The organism is Nonomuraea sp. NPDC003709, assembly GCF_040610775.1.
GTDB classification, from domain to species: Bacteria; Actinomycetota; Actinomycetes; order Streptosporangiales; family Streptosporangiaceae; genus Nonomuraea; species Nonomuraea angiospora_A.
The window spans coordinates 68,757-87,533 of record NZ_JBEXMW010000031.1; the positions used below are offsets into that span (position 1 = coordinate 68,757).

21 protein-coding genes are annotated in these 18,777 nt (G+C 71.1%); 17 read left to right on the forward strand and 4 right to left on the reverse strand.

The features are described from left to right. The first annotated feature begins 53 nt into the window (after nt 1–53). The 3 genes from ABZX61_RS55995 to ABZX61_RS56005 all read left to right on the forward strand — a co-directional run bounded on the left by ABZX61_RS55995 (nt 54) and on the right by ABZX61_RS56005 (nt 2,946). Nucleotides 54–764 (forward strand): lysophospholipid acyltransferase family protein, encoded by a 711-nt coding sequence (locus tag ABZX61_RS55995; RefSeq protein WP_355208889.1) that lies wholly within the window; start codon nt 54–56, stop codon nt 762–764. Nucleotides 765–768: 4 nt separating this feature from the next. Then, nucleotides 769–1,779 (forward strand): NAD(P)H-dependent glycerol-3-phosphate dehydrogenase, encoded by a 1,011-nt coding sequence (locus ABZX61_RS56000; protein WP_350729715.1) that lies wholly within the window; start codon nt 769–771, stop codon nt 1,777–1,779. A gap of 72 nt (nt 1,780–1,851) precedes the next feature. Then, nucleotides 1,852–2,946: a D-alanine--D-alanine ligase family protein gene (locus ABZX61_RS56005; protein ID WP_355208892.1), complete on the forward strand. Its 1,095-nt coding sequence runs from the start codon at nt 1,852–1,854 to the stop codon at nt 2,944–2,946. Nucleotides 2,947–2,956: 10 nt separating this feature from the next. On the opposite strand, the gene ABZX61_RS56010 is transcribed toward ABZX61_RS56005, so the two are convergent. Next, nucleotides 2,957–3,388 (reverse strand): DUF3515 family protein, encoded by a 432-nt coding sequence (locus tag ABZX61_RS56010; RefSeq protein WP_355208895.1) that lies wholly within the window; start codon nt 3,386–3,388, stop codon nt 2,957–2,959. Between the two features lie 13 nt (nt 3,389–3,401). Then, nucleotides 3,402–3,635, reverse strand: coding sequence for an Lrp/AsnC ligand binding domain-containing protein (locus tag ABZX61_RS56015; protein ID WP_106249262.1), 234 nt, complete (start codon nt 3,633–3,635; stop codon nt 3,402–3,404). A gap of 47 nt (nt 3,636–3,682) precedes the next feature. Here ABZX61_RS56015 and ABZX61_RS56020 point away from each other — a divergent pair, with 47 nt between their 5' ends. The 3 genes from ABZX61_RS56020 (at nt 3,683) to thiD (ending at nt 7,367) form a co-directional block, all read left to right on the forward strand. Then, nucleotides 3,683–4,648 (forward strand): thiamine-phosphate kinase, encoded by a 966-nt coding sequence (locus ABZX61_RS56020; protein ID WP_355208898.1) that lies wholly within the window; start codon nt 3,683–3,685, stop codon nt 4,646–4,648. Nucleotides 4,649–4,917: 269 nt separating this feature from the next. Further along, nucleotides 4,918–6,555, forward strand: coding sequence for a hypothetical protein (locus tag ABZX61_RS56025; RefSeq protein ID WP_355208901.1), 1,638 nt, complete (start codon nt 4,918–4,920; stop codon nt 6,553–6,555). Nucleotides 6,556–6,563: 8 nt separating this feature from the next. Then, nucleotides 6,564–7,367, forward strand: a complete 804-nt coding sequence (gene thiD / locus ABZX61_RS56030; RefSeq protein WP_355208904.1) for a bifunctional hydroxymethylpyrimidine kinase/phosphomethylpyrimidine kinase — start codon at nt 6,564–6,566, stop codon at nt 7,365–7,367. 89 nt (nt 7,368–7,456) lie between these two features. On the opposite strand, the gene rpmB is transcribed toward thiD, so the two are convergent. Beyond that, complete coding sequence (gene rpmB / locus ABZX61_RS56035; RefSeq protein WP_043618345.1) at nt 7,457–7,642, reverse strand: 50S ribosomal protein L28; 186 nt, start codon at nt 7,640–7,642, stop codon at nt 7,457–7,459. 207 nt (nt 7,643–7,849) lie between these two features. Here rpmB and ABZX61_RS56040 point away from each other — a divergent pair, with 207 nt between their 5' ends. The 8 genes from ABZX61_RS56040 to mutM all read left to right on the forward strand — a co-directional run bounded on the left by ABZX61_RS56040 (nt 7,850) and on the right by mutM (nt 15,922). Then, entirely contained in the window at nt 7,850–9,397 is a 1,548-nt protein-coding gene (locus ABZX61_RS56040) for a DAK2 domain-containing protein (RefSeq protein WP_355208908.1), read from the forward strand. 49 nt (nt 9,398–9,446) lie between these two features. Further along, nucleotides 9,447–11,624 (forward strand): ATP-dependent DNA helicase RecG, encoded by a 2,178-nt coding sequence (gene recG / locus ABZX61_RS56045; RefSeq protein WP_355208911.1) that lies wholly within the window; start codon nt 9,447–9,449, stop codon nt 11,622–11,624. Between the two features lie 618 nt (nt 11,625–12,242). After that, entirely contained in the window at nt 12,243–12,809 is a 567-nt protein-coding gene (rsmD, locus tag ABZX61_RS56050; protein ID WP_355208914.1) for a 16S rRNA (guanine(966)-N(2))-methyltransferase RsmD, read from the forward strand. Nucleotides 12,810–12,823: 14 nt separating this feature from the next. After that, the gene (coaD, locus tag ABZX61_RS56055; protein WP_185068071.1) at nt 12,824–13,300 is read left to right on the forward strand and encodes a pantetheine-phosphate adenylyltransferase; all 477 of its coding nucleotides are present in this window, start codon (nt 12,824–12,826) and stop codon (nt 13,298–13,300) included. A 71-nt stretch (nt 13,301–13,371) separates the two neighbouring features. Then, entirely contained in the window at nt 13,372–13,923 is a 552-nt protein-coding gene (locus tag ABZX61_RS56060) for a YceD family protein (RefSeq protein ID WP_355208917.1), read from the forward strand. A gap of 1 nt (nt 13,924) precedes the next feature. Then, nucleotides 13,925–14,104 carry a 50S ribosomal protein L32 gene (gene rpmF / locus ABZX61_RS56065; RefSeq protein ID WP_139632166.1) on the forward strand — a complete coding sequence of 60 codons (180 nt, stop codon included), beginning with the start codon at nt 13,925–13,927 and terminating at the stop codon, nt 14,102–14,104. Nucleotides 14,105–14,320: 216 nt separating this feature from the next. Continuing rightward, nucleotides 14,321–15,040: a ribonuclease III gene (gene rnc, locus ABZX61_RS56070; protein ID WP_350729813.1), complete on the forward strand. Its 720-nt coding sequence runs from the start codon at nt 14,321–14,323 to the stop codon at nt 15,038–15,040. A gap of 36 nt (nt 15,041–15,076) precedes the next feature. Next, complete coding sequence (mutM, locus tag ABZX61_RS56075) at nt 15,077–15,922, forward strand: bifunctional DNA-formamidopyrimidine glycosylase/DNA-(apurinic or apyrimidinic site) lyase (RefSeq protein ID WP_355208921.1); 846 nt, start codon at nt 15,077–15,079, stop codon at nt 15,920–15,922. Here the strand turns inward: mutM and ABZX61_RS56080 are convergent. Continuing rightward, nucleotides 15,870–17,033 carry an MFS transporter gene (locus ABZX61_RS56080; RefSeq protein WP_355208924.1) on the reverse strand — a complete coding sequence of 388 codons (1,164 nt, stop codon included), beginning with the start codon at nt 17,031–17,033 and terminating at the stop codon, nt 15,870–15,872. The two genes, mutM and ABZX61_RS56080, sit on opposite strands and share 53 nt — an antisense overlap. Nucleotides 17,034–17,124: 91 nt before the next feature. On the opposite strand from ABZX61_RS56080, the gene ABZX61_RS56085 reads away from it, so the two are divergent. The 3 genes from ABZX61_RS56085 (at nt 17,125) to ABZX61_RS56095 (ending at nt 18,712) form a co-directional block, all read left to right on the forward strand. Further along, nucleotides 17,125–18,027: a LysR family transcriptional regulator gene (locus ABZX61_RS56085; RefSeq protein WP_355208926.1), complete on the forward strand. Its 903-nt coding sequence runs from the start codon at nt 17,125–17,127 to the stop codon at nt 18,025–18,027. Between the two features lie 11 nt (nt 18,028–18,038). Then, a complete protein-coding gene (locus ABZX61_RS56090; RefSeq protein WP_350729740.1) occupies nt 18,039–18,326 on the forward strand; it encodes an acylphosphatase in 288 nt (95 codons plus the stop codon). 191 nt (nt 18,327–18,517) lie between these two features. Beyond that, the gene (locus tag ABZX61_RS56095; RefSeq protein ID WP_090938435.1) at nt 18,518–18,712 is read left to right on the forward strand and encodes a hypothetical protein; all 195 of its coding nucleotides are present in this window, start codon (nt 18,518–18,520) and stop codon (nt 18,710–18,712) included. The last annotated feature ends 65 nt before the right edge of the window (nt 18,713–18,777 follow it).

Sequence of the window (18,777 nt, forward strand, 5' to 3'; positions counted from 1 at the left end):
CGCGCGGCCAACCGGGAGACTTGGGGCGCATCCCGTACGTGTTGGAGGAGACCATGAGCCGCCCCGCGCGACCATCGCGTTTCTGGGAAACCCTGGCAGTCGTCATCGTGAAACCGCTGTCCTGGCTCCTGGTCAAGAGGGACTGGCGTCGTGGGGAGCGCATCCCGCGCACCGGTGGTGTGATCATCGCGACCAATCACCTCTCCTGGGCTGATCCTGTCCTGCTGTCGCACTTCCTCTACAACAACGGGCGCTGGCCGGTAATCCTGGCCAAGTCCGCTCTGTTCAAGGTGCCGTTCCTGGGCAGGGCGGTGACGGGGCTCCTGGCCATCCCCGTCGACCGGGGCAGCGCCGAGGCGGCGAAGTCCCTGCACATCTCGGCCCAGCGGCTCGAGAACGGCGGAGCGATCCTGTTCTACCCCGAGGGCACCTGCACCCGCGATCCCGACCTGTGGCCCATGGTGGGCAAGACGGGCGCGGCCCGGCTGGCGCTGGAGAGCGGCGCGCCGGTCATCCCGGTGGCCCACTGGGGCGCGCATGAGTTGCTGCCGTACGGGGAGAAGAAGCCCAGGCTGTTCCCGCGCAAGACGTTCCGCGTGACGGTGGGCCCACCGGTGGACCTGTCGAAGTACCAGGGCCTGCCCCTGCAGGCGGAGGTGTTGCGCGCGGCGACGGCCGACATCACGGCCGCGATCACCCAGCAGCTCGCCGAGCTGCGTGGCGAGAAGGCCCCCGAGACCCCCTACGATCCGGCCAAGGAGTGATGGCATGACAAAGGTGGCCGTTTTCGGGACGGGCTCGTGGGGGACCACGTTCGCGACGATCCTGGCCGAGGCAGGCAACGAGGTCACGCTCTGGGGCCGCAGACGGGAGCTGGTCGAGGCGATCGACCGCGACCACGTCAACCCCGACTACCTGCCGGGCCTCCCCCTCCCGGAGAAGCTGCGCGCCACGACCGACCCGGCCCGGGCGCTCGAAGGGGCCGAGTTCGTGGTACTGGCGGTGCCGTCGCAGCAGCTGCGGCCCAACCTGGCCGCCTGGCGCGAGCACATCCCGCCGAACGCCGTCCTGGTGAGCCTGATGAAGGGCATCGAGCTGGGCACGACCAAGCGGATGAGCGAGGTGATCCGCGAGGTCGCCGAGGTGCCCGAGGAGCGGGTCGCGGTCGTCTCAGGCCCCAACCTGGCCAAGGAGATCGCCGAACGCCAGCCCGCCGCCACCGTCGTCGCCTGCACCGACGAGTCGGTCGCCGCCCGGCTGCAGGCGATCTGCCACCTGCCGCCGTGGTTCCGCCCGTACACCAACCACGACGTGGTCGGCGTCGAGCTGGGCGGTGCGGTGAAGAACGTGATCGCCCTGGCCGTGGGCGTCTCCGCGGGCATGGGCATGGGCGACAACGTCGGCGCCATGCTCATCACCAGGGGGCTGGCCGAGATCTCCCGCCTGGGCGCGGCCCTGGGGGCCGACCAGCACACGTTCGCGGGGCTCGCGGGCATGGGGGACCTCGTGGCGACCTGCACGTCGCCGCTGTCGCGCAACCGCACCTTCGGCGAGAACCTGGGCAGGGGCATGACCCTCGCCGAGGTCGTGGCCGCCACCAAGCAGACCGCCGAGGGCGTGAAGTCCTGCGAGTCCGTGCTGGAGCTGGCCAGGAAGCACGACGTCGAGATGCCGATCACCGAGGTCGTCGTCGGGGTCGTCCACGACGGCATGTCCCCGGCGGAGGCGGGCATGTTGCTCATGTCCCGATCGCCCAAACCGGAGCGGTACGGCGTGTAAGGATGGGAGAAAGTCCTGATTACGGCGTGCTCGGCTCGCTGTGACCCGGACACCCCGGTAGATTCGGACACCATGAGCAAGCCACGCGTCGCCGTTGTTTTCGGAGGCCGCAATTCGGAGCACGCCGTGTCCCTGATGGGCGCGGGCAGTGTGCTGGATGCGATCGACAGGAGCAAGTACGAGGTGATCCCCATCGGGATCGCCCAGGACGGCAGGTGGGTGCTGGCGGCTTCGGACCAGCGGTTCGCCATCGAGTCGGGCGAGCTGCCGGTCGTCGACACCTCGGGCGCGGCGCTGGCGCTGCCGTCCGGTGGGAGTTCGCTGGTGGCGTACGACCCCGGCAGCATCCCCGTGGAGCTCGGCTCGGTGGACGTGGTGTTCCCCGTGATGCACGGCCCGTTCGCCGAGGACGGCACCATCCAGGGGCTGCTCGAGATGGCCGGGGTGCGCTATGTCGGCTCGGGCGTGCTGGCCAGCGCGGTGGGCATGGACAAGGCCCACATGAAGACCGTCATGGCCGCCGCCGGGCTGCCGATCGGCCGCCACGTCGTCGTACGCGACCGCGACTGGCGGCTCGACCGCGACCGCGTGCTGAAGGAGGCGGAAGGGCTCGGCTGGCCGGTGTTCGTCAAGCCCGCCAGGGCCGGGTCCTCGCAGGGCATCTCCAAGGCCCACGACCTGGGCGAGCTGGAGGCGGCCGTGGAGGTCGCCAGGCAGCACGACCCCAAGGTGCTCATCGAGGCCGCCATCGTCGGCCGCGAGATCGAGTGCGCGGTGCTGGAGTCGCTCGGCGACGAGCCCGCGGTCGCGTCGCGGCCCGGCGAGGTGAAGGTCGAGGGCGGCCAGGAGTTCTTCGACTTCGAGGCGAAGTACTACCCGGACCAGATGTCGCTCACCGTGCCCGCCGACCTCCCCGAGGAGGCGGCCGAGCAGCTGCGGGCCATGGCGGTGCGCGCGTTCGAGGCGCTCGACTGCGAGGGGCTCGCGCGGGTCGACTTCTTCTACACGGCCGAGGGCCACCTGATCTTCAACGAGATCAACACCATGCCCGGGTTCACGTCGCTGTCGGTGGCGCCGCAGCTCTGGGCCGCCTCGGGGCTGGACTACCCGGCGCTGGTCGACCGGCTCATCCAGCTCGCGCTGTCGCGCTCGGCGGGCCTGCGTTGAGATCGCGCGGTCACTGGGACGAGGGCGAGACCTGGGCGATCGGCTTCGACAGGTCCGCCAGCACCTCGGCGGCCACGTGCTCGCCGCCGACCGTGACCTCCACGTAGGCCGCGTCCGTGACCGCGGTGAACAACGTGGGCCTGTCGGGGTCGGCGAACCAGCCCACCCCGCCGATCTCCTGGAGCTGGTCGGTGGGTGCCATCCTGGCCGGCCTGGGCACGCCGCAGCGCAGCGCGATGACCCCGTCGCCCCAGACGGCCACGTACGGCGACTCGGGAGTGGACGTGCCACGCCGGTCGCCGTCGAGCGTCTGGGGCAGCAGCGTCGCCAGCTTGCCGCAGGCCGTCACCGCCTCGCCCGTCGGTTTGGGCGGGTCGACCTGTACGGTGCCGCCGCAACCGGCGAGCGCGAGGAGAACGAGCAGGGCGGCGGCGGCACGCATGCGACGACTACCTTTAAATGTGGACGATCGGACACGTAAGAGTACGCGTGATCCCTTCCACCGCCTGAATCTGTGCCACCACGAGCTTGCCCAGCTCGTCGACGTTGTTGGCCTCCGCGCGCACGATCACGTCGTAGGGCCCCGTCACGTCTTCCGCTTGAGTGACCCCGGGAATCCCGGAAATCTCGCGAGCCACGGCAGCGGCCTTGCCGACCTCGGTCTGGATAAGGATGTAGGCCTGCACCATCACGTCCTCCCGGGCGATTGGATCACGCCGAAGGGCCACCGTACCCTGTGTGCGTCAGGAGGTGCGTCATCACAGTCGGAGATCTCGGCGAATTCGGAGTGATAAATCGGATTACCGGTCGTCTGCCCCAGGGTGCGGCGGTAATGCTCGGTCCGGGTGACGACGCCGCCGTGGTCAGCGCGCCTGACGGCCGGGTCGTGGTCTCAACGGATTTGCTGATCGAGGGTAGACATTTTCGGCGGGATTGGTCCAGCGGTTACGACGTGGGTCGTAAGGCCGCCGCCCAGAACCTCGCCGACGTGGCCGCCATGGGCGCCGTGCCGACGTCCCTCGTGGTCGGGCTGGGCATGCCCGCCGACCTGCCGCTGACGTGGCTCGACGGGCTGACGGACGGGTTCCGCGACGAGTGCGCGGTGGTCGGGGCGAGCGTCGCCGGGGGCGACATCACGCGGTGCGACCTGGTGGTCATCGGGGTGACCGCGCTGGGCGACCTGGGCGGGCGGGCTCCCGTGACGCGCTCCGGCGCCCGGCCCGGGCATGTCGTGGCGGTCACCGGGCGGCTGGGCTATGCCGCCGCCGGGTGGGCGCTGCTGGAGGCGGGCGTGCCGGAGAACCCCGTCCTGGAGGAGGTCGTGGTCGCGCATCGGCGGCCCAGTCCGCCGTACGCGATGGGGCCGGGGGCGGCCGAGCTGGGCGCGAGCGCGATGCTGGACATCAGCGACGGGCTGCTGCAGGACCTCGGCCACGTCGCCGAGGCCAGCGGCGTGCGCATCGAGCTGGATCCGCGGGCCTTCGCCGTGGGGGAGCCGGTTTCGGTCGCGGCCAAGGAACTTGGGGTCGATCCGCTGGAGTGGGTGCTCACGGGTGGTGAGGATCACGCGCTCGCGGCGGTCTTCCCCGCAGAGGTGAGTTTGCCGCCGTCGTGGCAGGTCGTGGGCCGGGTGATCGAGGGCGAAGGTGTGCTGGTTCATGGGCGTGAGATAGGCCACCGTGGGTGGGATCACTTTCGGTGATGACTTGTCCCGATTTGAGTGACATTTTCCGGATTTGTGGTGGGACTCCGGGGATTGCTGTGACAACGGTGTCGCAAAGGTGTTATGAAGATTGGCGGCCACTGTAACCGCGAGAAAGGGCAGCCATGGGCCGCCACGGCACAGGTGGATCCGACGACGGGGATGAACGGGGGAACAACAGCGCATTCTGGGGTCCTGACGAGCAGGCCGAGCCGCCCGGCTGGCCTTCGCTGCCGGACGAACCCGAGGTGACGGGCCAGTGGGCTCCCATGCCGCGGCGCACTGACGGACCGCTTCCGCGCGGGCCGCAGTCCGAGCCGTTCGAGACCACCGGTGCCTTCGCGCTGCCCAACAACTCCGACGGCGGCTTCCCCCCGGCCAACGACCCCGTGCATGGCTTCCCGCAGCCGGGTCCTGGGGAGGCCGGGCCGTTCGAGACGACGGGCGCCTTCGCCCGGCCGCCGGAGTGGAGCCAGCCGGGCGACCGCCCTTTTGACGCTCCCGGTCCCTTCGACGGGCCCATGGAGCGCACGGCCTTCTTCGACGGCCCCGGCAATCCGGCCGCACCCGCCGGGCGGGGCCCTTTCGACGCCGCGGCTCCCATGGAGGGGCCCGCCGAGCGGACGGCCTTCTTCGGCGGTCCGGACATTCCGCCCGGCCCTGGAGGGCCGGGTCCGGGTCCGGGCCCGGCCGGCGGTCGAGGCCCCTTTGAGGCGTCTGGCCCCTTTGACGGGCCCATGGAGCGTACGGCCTTCTTCGACGGCCCCGACGTGCCGGGTGGCGCCTTCGGCGGACCACCTCCCGGCGACCGGCCCGGGCCCTTCGACGGGCCGTTCGACGGGCCGTTCGACGGGCCCGGTGACCGTACCGGCGCGGTGCCCATGTCGGCCGGCCCGCCCGAGCCCGGGGACGTCAAGGTGGCCGGGGAGCCCACGGCCGTGCAGGCGCCCGCCTGGGCGAACGCCGAGACCGGCTTCCTCGCCTCCGACTGGGCGGCCGACCCCGGCCTCGACGAGCCGGACGAGCCCAAGGGCCGCCGCGGGCGCCGTAAGGGCGGACGCGGCGGCGGCGACGTGCTCACCGCGCCCCCGTCGTCGGGTGGCGGCAAGGGCCGGGTCGCGCTGCTGTCGGTCGCGGCGGTCGCCGTCGTGCTCGGCGGCACCGTGGCGGGCGTCAAGTTCATGAGCTCGTCGGGTACGCCCGACAAGTGCGCGGGCGCGACCTGCGCCGCCGTCCAGGCGACGAACAACCAGCCGGGTCCCGCGGCCTCCCAGCCGACCGAAGAGGAGACCACGCCGGAGGAGGAGCCGTCCGAGGAGGAGTCGGCGGACGAGCCGACGACGTCCAAGACCCCGTCGCCGACGGCCTCGTACAGCGCCCGTACGCCCCCGCGCCGCACCGCCTCCGCGACGCCGACGCCCACCAAGACCAAAGTGAAGACGTCCGCGAAGCCGACGAAGGAGCCGACGCCGCCCGTCGAGGAGCTCGCCACCGAGACGCCGACCGAGGAGCCTTCGACGCTGGACGACGGCGACACCGGCGGGGGGACCAGCAGCGGCGGCAGCACCCCGCTCCCGACCTCCACGAACACGTTCGGGTCCGGCCAGGGCGGCGCGATGAACATCAAGCAGACCATCAAGCAGCGGGTGCTCAGCTACCAGGCCGACATGACGCTCTCGAACACCTCTCGGGAGACGCTGGAGAACCCGACGGTCTCCGTCCCGGTCGAGGGCAAGGTCATGGCCGTGACCGGCGCCCAATGGACGCAGGACGGCGATCTGCTGATCCTCGACCTGTCGGCGTCGCTGTCGGCCGGTGACTCGGTGAACGTCTCGTTCACCGCCACGGGCGAGGGCCAGAAGGCCGCCAACTGCGGGCTGGTCAGCGGGGACTGCGCCATCAGCTGAGTGGTTGGATGGGGGACATGACGGTTTCGACCCCTCCACGCGTGCTGACCGTCGCCGGCTCCGACTCCGGGGGCGGCGCGGGCATCCAGGCTGACCTGAAGACCATGCTGGCCATGGGCGTCCACGGCATGAGCGTCATCGCCGCGGTGACGGCCCAGAACTCCCTGGGCGTCCAGGGCTACTGGGAGCTGCCACCCGAGGCCGTACGCGCGCAGCTCGACTCGGTCCTGGGCGACATCGGCGCCCAGGCGGTGAAGACCGGCATGCTGGCCTCCCCCGCGCTGGTCGAGGTCGTGGCCGACGCGCTCGGCTCGTACGCCGCGCCCGTGATCGTGGACCCCGTGGGGGTGTCGAAGCACGGCGACTCGCTGCTCGCGCCCGAGGCCGTCGACACGCTGCGGACGCGGCTGCTGCCCGTGGCCACCGTGGTGACGCCGAACCTGTGGGAGGTGGAGCAGCTCACCTCCGTCAAGGTGGAGGACGAGGGCGGGCTGCGGGCGGCGGCCGAGGCCGTTCTGGAGCTCGGGCCCAGGTGGGCGCTGATCAAGGGCGGCCATCTGCCGGGCGCGCCCGTGGACCTGCTCACGGACGGCACGGCCGAATACCGCTTCGCCGCCGAGCGCCTCGACAACCGCCACACCCACGGCACGGGCTGCACACTGGCCTCGGCGATCGCCTCCCGGCTCGCGCTGGGCGACGACGTGCCGGAGGCGGTGGGGAAGGCGAAGGAGTACGTGACGGGCGCGATCGCGCGCGGTTTCCCTCTGGGAAGCGGCATCGGCCCGGTGGACCACGCCTGGCGCTGGCGCTGACGCTCGGGCCTCAGGGGCCCTCGGGGGCCGGAAAACACGTAAGCCCGCGGCTCCCTCGGGAGCTACGGGCTTACGCGAAAGTGTGGGACCTAGCGGGTGACCTTGCCCGCCTTGATGCACGAGGTGCACACGTTGAGCTTCTTCGGCGTGCCGCCGACGACCGCGCGGACCGTCTGGATGTTGGGGTTCCAACGACGACGGGTACGGCGGTGGGAGTGGGACACGTTGTTGCCGAAGGTCGGGCCCTTGCGGCAGACATCGCAGACGGAAGCCACGGTTCGCTCCTTAAAACAGTCGATGTAGCCCTGTCCGCTGATGCTTTCCGGGCGGAGGGCATGCCGGGACAACCGGCCAGCCAGACGAGAATATCCGATCCACACCGATGGGCGCGAACCGGAACGCTGGACCGGTGGTCCGGCGGCGATATTCTCCATCGACAACCGTAGCGCATCCGGGCCACGCCGGGAGCCGGGAGGGTGCAGATGAAGATCCTCGACCCGCCGGCGGTGCGCCGCTGGGCCCGCCTGGCCGCCGACGCGCTCGGCCGGGCCAGGACCGAGATCGACGCGCTGAACGTGTTCCCCGTGGCCGACGGCGACACCGGCACCAACCTGCACCTGACCATGCTGTCCGCGGCCGAGGCCGTCGAGTCGCTGCCCGACGACGTGGACGCGGCCGTGGTGTGGCAGACGCTCTCGTACGGCGCGCTCGTCGGGGCCCGCGGAAACTCCGGCGTGATCGTCAGCCAGGCGTTACGCGGCCTCGCCGAGGTGCTGAAGGACGGCTCCGACCTGCGGGCCGGGCTGCTCAGGGCCGCCATGCTGGCCAGGGAGGCGGTGGCCAGGCCGGTGGAGGGCACGGTGCTGAGCGTGCTGGAGTCGGCCGCGCGAGCCGTACAGGACGTGGACGGGGGCGATCTGCGGGCGGTGGCGCGGCAGGCGGCGGGTGAGGCCCGCGCCGCGCTGCGCCGTACGCCTTCCCAGCTGGACGTGCTGGCCCGCAGCGGCGTCGTGGACGCGGGCGGCGCGGGCGCGGCGATCGTGCTGGAGACCCTGGCCTCCGTGATCACCGACTCCTACAGCGATCACTACGACGTGCCCGCGCCGACCTCGCGGGTCGCGCCGATGGCCGAGGTGGGGGCGGGGTACGAGGTGATGTACCTGCTGGACGCCGACGACGCCGCGGTGGCCGCGCTGCGCGAGGAGCTCGACGCCATGGGCGACTCGCTGGTCGTGGTCGGCGGCGGCGGGCTGTGGAACGTGCACGTCCACGTGGCCGAGGCCGGTCCCGCCGTGGAGGCCGGGCTGCGGGCCGGGCGGCCGCACCGGATCAGGATCACGTACCTGGCCGAACGCACCCACCGCGGCAGCGCGGGCCGGGGCGTGGTGGCGGTGGCCGCGGGGGACGGGATCGCGGCGCTGTTCGAGGAGTGCGGCGCGGTCGTGGTACGCCGCGAGCCCGGCGCCCGGCCCACCCTGCCCGCCATGCTGGCCGCGATCAGGCAGGCGGGCGGCGAGGTCGCGGTCCTGCCGAACGACGAGGGCGTCAGGTCGGTCGCCGCCGCGGCCGCGGAGATCGCCCGCGAGGACGGGGCCGTGGTCAGCGTGCTGCCGACGAAGGCGACCGTGCAGGGGCTGGCGGCGCTGGCCGTACACGATCCGCTACGCCGCTTCGACGACGACGTGGTGGCGATGACGGACGCGGCCGGGCACACGCGGTACGGACACGTGACGGTGGCGGACCGGGAGGCGATGACGAGCGCGGGCCTGTGCCGCCCCGGGGACGTGCTCGGCATGATCGACGGGGACGTCGCGGTGATCGGCGGCTCGCTCGACCGCGTGGCCACCGTGGTCGTGGACCGGATGGTGGCCGGCGGTGGCGAGCTGGTGACCTTGGTCACGGGCGCGCAGGCGCCGCCGGGGCTCGCCGCGCGGCTGGAGGAGCAGCTGCGCGGTACGCGGCCCGACGTGGATCTGGTCGTGTACGACGGCGAGCAGGGCGGCTATCCGCTCCTGATCGGCGTGGAGTGACACCGATGAACGGGATTCCTGTCGGGCCGACGCGGTAGAACTTAATCCCGTGAGCCGTTTCGACGAGCCTCTGACGAAGGCGCTCGACCCGAAGACCGCCAAGTTGCTGCACAGCGTGCTCGACCTGGAGACGGTCGGCGACCTGCTGCGCCACTATCCCCGGCGTTACGCCGAGCGCGGCGAGCTGACCACGCTCGACGCGCTGGAGGTCGACGAGCACGTCACCGTGGTCGGCGAGGTGACCAGGCTCATGCGCAAGCCCATGCGCAATCGCGGCGGCACCTGGCTGGAGGTCGAGGTCGTCGACGGCAACGGCAACAGGCTCTACCTGTCGTTCTTCGGCAAGGGCTCCCACGTGGCCGAGTCGCGGCTCAAGCCCGGGCAGCGGGGCATGTTCGCGGGCAAGGTGGGGCTGTTCGGGGCGCGGTCGAAGCCGCGCTGGCAGCTCACGCACCCGGAGTTCGAGCTGTTCGAGGAGGGCGAGGCGAACGCGGAGGAGTTCGCGGCGGCGCCGGTGCCGATCTATCCCGCGGGCAAGGACGTCACGCCGTGGGCGATCAGGCGCGCGGTCGGCGTCGTGCTCGACACGCTGGGCCCGCTCGACGACCCGCTGCCCGCCGAGCTGCGGGCCCGCCATGGGCTGCAGGATCTCGGCGAGGCGCTGGAGGGCATCCACCGGCCGAAGGACTTCGCCGAAATGGGGCGGGCGCGCAAGCGGCTGAAGTTCGACGAGGCGTTCGTGCTGCAGGCCGTGCTGCTGCGGCGGCGCCGGGCCGCCACCGCGCTGCCCGCCAAGCCCAGGCCCAGGCGCGGCGACGGCCTGCTGACCGACTTCGACGGGCGGCTGCCGTTCTCGCTGACGGAGGGGCAGGCGCAGGTCGGCGAGGAGATCGCCGCCGACCTCGCGCTCGAGCACCCGATGCACCGCCTGCTGCAGGGTGAGGTCGGCGCGGGCAAGACGGTGGTGGCGCTGCGGGCGATGCTCCAGGTGGTCGACGCGGGCGGCCAGGCGGCGCTGCTGGCCCCCACGGAGGTGCTGGCCCAGCAGCACCACCGCTCGATCACCGGCATGCTCGGGGATCTGGCGCAGGGGGGCATGTTCGGGGGCACGTCGGTCACGCTGCTGACCGGCTCCATGGGCGCCGCCGCCCGCCGCGCGGCCCTGCTGGACGCCGCCTCGGGCACGGCGGGGATCGTCGTGGGCACGCACGCGCTGCTGCAGGAGCACGTGCAGTTCGCCGACCTGGGGCTGGTCGTGGTGGACGAGCAGCACCGGTTCGGGGTGGAGCAGCGCGACGCCCTGCGCGAGAAGGCGGCCGGCGGCCGTCCGCACGTGCTGGTCATGACGGCCACGCCGATCCCGCGCACGGTCGCCATGACCGTCTTCGGCGACCTGGAGATCTCGACGCTGTCCCAGCTCCCGTCGGGCCGCGCCCCCATCACCACGCACGTCGTCCCGGCCGCCGAGAAGCCCCACTACCTCGAACGCACCTGGCAGCGGGTGCGGGAGGAGGTGACGCTGGGGCGGCAGGCGTACATCGTGTGCCCGCGCATCGGCGACCTGGAGGGCGACGAGGGCGACCTGGCGGCCGCCGCCGGCGACGACGACCGCCGCCCGCCGCTGGCGGTCCTCGACGTGGCCGAGCTCCTGAAGAGCGGCCCCTTCCACGACCTGCGGGTCGGCACGCTCCACGGCAAGCTCCCGCCGGAGGAGAAGGACGCGATCATGCGCTCCTTCACGCGGGGCGAGCTCGACGTCCTGGTGGCCACCACCGTCATCGAGGTCGGGGTCGACGTCCCCAACTCCTCCGTCATGATCATCATGGACGCCGACCGCTTCGGCGTCTCCCAGCTCCACCAGCTCCGCGGCCGCGTCGGCCGCGGCGGCCTCCCTGGGCTGTGCCTCCTGGTCTCCGACTTCTCCGAGGGCACGCCCGCCCGCGCCCGCCTCGACGCGGTCGCCACCACCCTGGACGGCTTCGAGCTGTCGCGCGTGGACCTGGAGCAACGGCGGGAGGGCGACGTCCTGGGGGCGGCGCAGTCGGGCAAGCGGTCGTCGCTGAAGCTGCTGCAGCTCCTGCGGGACGAGGACGTGATCGCCACGGCCCGCGACGAGGCCGCCGCCCTCCTGGAGGAGGATCCGGACCTGACGTCGTACGAGGGGTTGCGGGCGGAGATCGCCCGGCTGCTGGCGGACGAACGCGCGGAGTACTTGGAGAAGACCTGACCGCCATGGCCTGAGCGACCCCCGGGCCGGGGGCAGCGTCCGGGGCTCACGGCCGTCCGGGACGTGCGGCGCTTACGGTCGTCCGGCGGCGCGCTGGGGGTTTCGGGCGCCTGTGCGGCACTCCGCCCGCGCAGTCCTGGGGCGCGCCGGTGCGGTGGTTGCGGCCGTGCGGTGGCGCGCTGAGGATTTGGGCGCCGGTGCGGCGGGATGGCGTGCGGTGGTGCTCGGCGCAATGCATGCGGCGGATTGGGGGTCGGGGTTGGTGGCGGGAGGGGCGTGCGGCGCTTCGCCCGCGCGGTCCTGGGTGCCGGTGCGGTGAGGCGGCGTGGGGTGCTTCGGTGGCGCGGTGGGCAGCCTGCCGGCAGTGGAAAAGCCCAGCCGCGGGGACGGCCTCCCCCCGAATGCCGTCCCCGGCTGGGCCCACCCTCGGGTCAGGTGCCGAGGGAACCGGCGTGCGGAAGGGCTCACGATCACGCCGGTCGGCCTTCATGTGGGTCACCTTGAAGGCCGCAGAACTCATCATGCGGGCCCGTCGCGCCGATGTGAATCACCCTTGCGCACTCGAGGCAGACACTTGTCCACTCTTGACCTGCGCGAACATGCGGAACAATGGGTCACATGACGCGGATCATCGCAGGCAGCGCAGGTGGCAGGCGGTTGGCGGTGCCGCCGGGGCGGGGGACGAGACCGACCAGCGACAGGGCCAGAGAAGGGATCTTCTTGACGCTCGACTCCCTGTACGGCCTCACCGGCGCCCGCCTGCTCGACCTGTACGCCGGGTCCGGCGCGATCGGCCTGGAGGCGCTGTCCAGGGGCGCCAAGGAGGCCGTGCTGGTGGAGTCCGACCCCAAGGCCGTCAGGACGATCAAGGCGAACGTCCAGTCGCTGGGCCTCGACGGCGCCAGGGTGATCGCGGACAAGGTCGAGCGCGTGCTCGGCAGCCCGCCCGCCGAGCCGTACGACATCGTCTTCGCCGACCCGCCCTACGCCGTGTCCGACGAGGAGGTCCGGCGGACGCTGGAGTCGCTGCGCGACAACGGCTGGCTGCTGGATGAGGCGTTGGTGGCATTCGAGAGGGAAAGCAGGGGAAAGGCACTGATGTGGCCGGAAGGCTACGTTGAGGAGAGGGTCCGTCGTTATGGCGAAGCATCCGTTTGGTACGGTCGCGCCGCCGGGAACCCGTAGACCTGGGAGGCGTCTTGCGCCGCGTAGTCTGCCCGGGGTCGTTCGACCCCATCACCAATGGCCACCTCGACATCATCGGCCGGTCCGCCCGGCTCTATGACGAGGTGACCGTGGCAGTCCTCATCAACGTCGAGAAAAGCAGCCTGTTCACGGTGGACGAACGAATTGAGATCCTGCAGACCGTGACCAAGGAATATCCGAACGTCAAGGTGCGGAAATTCCACGGACTGCTGGTCGACTTCTGCAGGCAGAACGACATCCCCGCCATCGTCAAAGGCATCAGGGTGGTCAGCGACTTCGACTACGAGTTGCAGATGGCGCAGCTCAACTACCGCCTGTCGGGGGTCGAGACGCTGTTCATGCCGACAAACCCCGAATACTCGTTCCTGTCCTCCAGCAGGGTGAAGGAGATCGCCAGGTATGGTGGGGACGTCTCGGGCCTTGTGCCCGATCTCGTGCACAAGCTGCTCATCGAGCGGCTCAGGGGCTGAGCGCGACCTGCTATCCTTTCATTTCGGCCTTGTACGACGGCGATCGTCTCGCCATGCCTAGCGAGAGCAGGATGACTCAGCACCTCGACCCCCGCTCCCCGTGGGTGATCTCAACCCATGACCTGGGAAAGCGGCCGGGCACGATGCGGCAGATGACTCTGACCCTCCCGGCACCGGCGAATCTCGGCGTCGACATGATCGGTGTCCCCAAAGACGCCGAAGTCGAGCTGGACCTCCGGCTCGAAGCAGTGATGGAAGGCGTGCTCGTGTCGGGCACGGCGCAGGCCCCGCTCGCCGGGGAGTGCGCTCGCTGTCTCGACCCCGTCACCTCGGACATCGAGGTTGACCTGCAGGAGCTGTTCTTCTACTCCGACGAGGACGCCTCGGACGAGGATTCGCTGCTCGACGGCGAGCTGCTCGACCTCGAGCCGACGTTCCGCGACGCGGTGGTGCTCGCACTGCCGTTGAGCCCCGTCTGCCGCGAGGGCTGCGAAGGGCTCTGCACGGAGTGTGGGACCAAGCTGGCCGAGGCCGGCGAGGATCACCGGCACGAGAAGATCGATGCCCGCTGGGCGTCGTTGCAAGGTCTGATTACCGACAAAGATAACGATCAGGAGAAGTGACGTGGCCGTCCCGAAGCGAAAGATGTCGCGGAGTAACACCCGCCACCGTCGCTCCCAGTGGAAGACGACTGCTGTCGCCCTGGTGAGCTGCCCGCAGTGCCGTTCGCCCAAGCAGCCGCACATCGCGTGCCCCACCTGCGGCACCTACAACCGGCGTCAGGTCATCGAGCCTTCCGCCTGATCCGTCAGCAGTTGACGTGATGCCGACCGGGTGCGATGGTGCCTCGGTCGGCGTTACCGTCTCAGATGCGTGCGGCGGCGGTTCGCCCGCGGCCGTGGTGGACGCCGGGGCTACGCGTTACCCCGACGCCCACCACGTTTTCGGGCATCTTCCGCAGTCGCCACACCATGCGAAGATGTCCGAGGAGGAAAGCACGTGGGCACAGGTCCTAAGCCGGTGGCCGTAGAGGTCGCCCGAGACGAGCTGGAGCGGGTCCTGGCGGTCGGCCTCGACTCCGACATCCTGGAGCGGGCGCTGACCCACCGCTCCTACGCGTACGAGAACGGCGGCCTGCCCACCAACGAGCGCCTGGAGTTCCTGGGCGACTCGGTGCTGGGCCTGGTGGTCACCGACACCCTCTACCGCAACCACCCCGACCTCCCCGAGGGCCAGCTGGCGAAGCTGCGCGCCGCGGTGGTCAACATGCGCGCGCTGGCCGACGTGGCCCGCAACCTGGGCCTGGGCCGGTTCCTGCGGCTCGGCAGGGGCGAGGAGGGCACCGGCGGGCGCGACAAGTCGTCCATCCTGGCCGACACCCTCGAGGCGCTGATCGGCGCGGTCTACGTCGACAAGGGGCTCGACGAGGCGTTCCGGGTGGTGCACCTGCTGTTCGACCCGCTGATCGTCCGTTCGGCCTCGCTCGGCGCCGGGCTCGACTGGAAGACCTCCCTGCAGGAGCTGACGGCCTCCGAGGCGCTCGGCGTGCCTGAGTACCACGTCGAGGAGAGCGGTCCCGACCACGCCAAGTCGTTCACGGCGATGGTGCGGGTCGGCGGCGAGTCGTACGGTTCGGGCACCGGGCGCAGCAAGAAGGAGGCCGAGCAGCAGGCGGCCGAGGCGGCCTGGACCCGGATCAGGGCCCGGCGCGAGCAGCGCGAGAGCCAGCCCGCGGGCTGAACGCCCGCCCGGGCGAGCCACACGAAAGGGTCTGAGGTGCCTGAGCTACCGGAGGTCGAGGTCGTCAGGCGCGGCCTCGCGCAGTGGGTCACCGGGCGCGAGATCGCCTCGGCGGAGGTGCTGCACCCCCGCGCCATCAGGCGGCACGCGCCAGGAGCCGACGAGTTCGCCGCGCGCCTCAAGGGCCGCGCGGTGCTGTCCGCCGAGCGGCGCGGCAAATACCTGTGGCTCCCGCTGTCGGGCGCCGAGGAGGCCCTCCTGGCCCACCTGGGGATGAGCGGCCAACTGCTGGTCGTCGAGCCCGACTCGCCGCCGGAGAAGCACCTGCGGGTACGCCTCCGCTTCGAGGACGGTGGTCCCGACCTGCGCTTCGTCGACCAGCGGACGTTCGGTCACATCATGCTGACCGGCCTGGCCGATGGCGTCCCCGAGCCGATCGCCCACATCGCCCCCGACCCGTTCGAGCCGGTGTTCGACGACGCGGAGTTCGCCGGCAGGCTCAGGGCCAGGCACACGGAAATCAAGCGCGCGCTGCTCGACCAGTCGCTGATCAGCGGCGTCGGCAACATCTACGCAGACGAGGCCCTGTGGATCGCCCGCCTGCATGGGGCCCGGCAGACGCAGACGCTCACGCGTCCCAAGATCGCCGAGCTGCTGGCCGGGGTCCGCGCCGTCATGTCCTCCGCGCTGCAGCAGGGCGGCACCTCGTTCGACAGCCTGTACGTCAACGTCAACGGCGAGAGCGGCTACTTCGAGCGCTCGCTGGAGGTCTACGGCCGGCGCGACCTGCCCTGCTCCCGCTGCGGCACCGCGATCAGGCGCGAGCCGTTCATGAACCGCTCGTCCTACTCCTGCCCCAGATGCCAGCGACGGCCGCGGTGAGAACGGCGAGCCCGGAGCCCAGCCACATCACCGCGGAGATCGAGACCCCGTCCACGACCCGGCCGCCGGCGAACGCGCCGAGCGCGATGGAGATGTTGAAGGCGCCGACGAAGAGCGCCGTGCCGAGCTCCCCGCCGCCCGCGCGCATGATCCACAGCTGCAAGGTCACCCCGACGCCTCCGTAGCCGAAGCCCCACACCAGCAGCACGACCAGCGGCAGGCCGATCGAGGCCAGGGCCGCCGTGGCGAGCGCGATGAGGGCGGCCAGAGCGATCAGGACCGGCTTGGGGTTCCTGGCCGCCCATGCCCCCGCGGCGAAGTTGCCCGCCACGCCCGCGGCGCCGTACAGGAGCAGGAGCGTGCTGACGAGGGCGGGGCCGGCGTGCGAGACCTGCTCCAGGAACGGCCGGACGTAGGTGTAGGCCGCGAAGTGGCCGGACACGACGAGCACGGTCAGGACGAGGACGGCCTTGAGCGGCCCCGAGAGCCATCCGCGCCGGGATCCGGCACTTCGGGCAGGGGCCTCGCCAGGAAGGGGCGGCAGGGTCGCGTACAGGACGGCGGTCAGGGCCAGCGCCACCACCCCCATCGCGACGAACGCGCTGCGCCACCCCGCGAACGAGGACACGAACGTCGCCGCGGGCACCCCCAGCACCGACGCCACGGACACCCCGGCCAGGATGATCGACGTGGCCCGCCCGACGGACCGTTCCGGCACCAGCCGCGTCCCGAGGCCGGCCGCGAACGCCCAGAACCCGCCGATGCTCACCCCCGTCAGCACCCGGGCGGCCAGGATGACGGGATAGCTCGGCGCGAACGCGCCCACCAGGTTGGCCACCGCCAGCAGCGCCATCAGCCCGATCAAGATCACCCGCCGGTCCAGCCGGCGGGCGGTGAGCGCCAGCACCGGCGCGGACACGGCGGCGACCAGCCCCGGGGCCGACATCATCAGCCCGGCCGTCCCGTCGGACACCTCAAGGGTGGCGGCGATCGAGGTCAGCAGGCCGACGGGCAGCATCTCGCTGGTCACGACGGTGAAGGTGCCCACCGCCACCGACGACACGGCGAGCCAGCGCGCCCGGACGGCGGGGGAGACATCAGTAGTGGTCATGCCCCTCAGCCTCGGGTCCGGCGGCGGACGGGAACAATGACGAAGTCCGAAGGCTTGGTTTAGGCAGGCTAAGCGATCCGGGGTGATGGGGATGGAGTTCAGGGAGCTGGAGTGCTTCGTGGTGCTCAGCGAGGAGTTGCACTTCGCGCGTACGGCCGAGCGCCTCTACCTGTCGCCCGGCAGGGTGAGCCAGCTCATGCGCTCGCTGGAGACCAGGATCGGCGGCAGGCTCTTCGAGCGCACCAGCCGCAGGGTGCGCCTCACGCCGCTGGGCGAGCGCTTCCTGGCCGACCTGCGCCCCTCCTACGACGGCCTGGCGAACGCGGTGCACCGGGCCAAGGCGGCCGCCCGCGAGGTGACCGGCCGGCTCAGGGTCGGTTTCCTGGCCACGCCCACGGAGGTCGTCACCGGCAGCGTGCGGGCCTTCGAGCGCCGGTATCCGGAGTGCGAGGTGGAGCTGGTCGAGATCCCGCTCTCGGACCCCTTCGGCAAGCTGCGGGCCGGGCAGGTGGATCTCACGTTCACGCTACTCCCGGTGAACGAGCCGGACCTGGCGACCGGCGAAGGGCTGAACGAGGTCTCCTACCAACTGGGCGTCTCCACCCGCCACGCGCTGGCCGCCCGCCCCGCCATCGCCGCGGAAGAGCTGGTGAACGTCCCCCTGATCGGCCTGGACGGCCCCGCCCCCCGCGCCTATCGCGAGCGGATCGCACCGTCCGTAACCCCTTCCGGACGTCCGATTCCCCGGGCCGGCACCGTGGCGACCAGCCAGGAGGGCCTGACCCAGGTGGCGCTCGACCGGGGTGGCATGCTGTTCTGCACGCCGACGGCGGCCCACCACCGGCGGCCCGACGTGAGCTTCGTCCCCGTCACCGGGCTGAGCCCGTCGATCATGGGCCTGGCCTGGGTCAAGGCGGCCGAGACCGCGGCCGTGCTGGCGTTCGACGAGGCGGCGGTCGGGCACGCACACCGGATGGAGTCCCTTGTGGCCTGACGGGAGATGAAATGCAGGAAAACAATGACAATTCACGGCTGACCGCCTGGGTACGGGGCAGGGTCCAAGGGGTGGGGTTCCGCTGGTGGACCCGGGCGCGCGCACTGGAGCTGGGGCTCGTGGGATGGGCGCGCAACACCGAGGACGGACGGGTGGAGGTGGTCGTGGAGGGCCCGCGCGAGGCGTGCGTCAAGCTGCTGGCGCTGCTCAGAGGTTGCGACACGCCGGGCAGGGTCGATGGAGTAGTGGAACGTTGGAGTGAACCCCGAGGTAGTTTGGGTGGATTTGTGGAGCGGTAGCGACTTCCGTTAAACCGCCCAAATAGGGTATAGTTGTATGTCGGGAGTGCCCATCAGTAGGGCTCAGCGGTTCGTTCGACTTGACCGCCCACACTGCCGGTGCGACTCTTGTTAGGTACCACGCGCACCCCTCCCGCGGAATAAGAAGTGCGCGAACCAGTCTGGTCACTCAGCGTGGAGGACCCTTTACCATGGCGAAGGCTCTACTCGGCCACGTCGGCGGTCCTGACCCTCGGATGGTCTCGGAGATGCGCCGCCTGCAGCAGCGTATCCGGGATCTGGAGGCAGAACTCATCCGACTTCAGGCCACCAATGACGCTCTTGCGGCGCAAACCCGCGATGAGGCACTAAGCCGCATGCAAGAGCGCGAGCCGGCACTCACCTGAGAGTGATCGGAGCGCAAGACCCCAGGGACGTCTCGGAGAGGCGTCCCTTGTTATTTGCGCATATT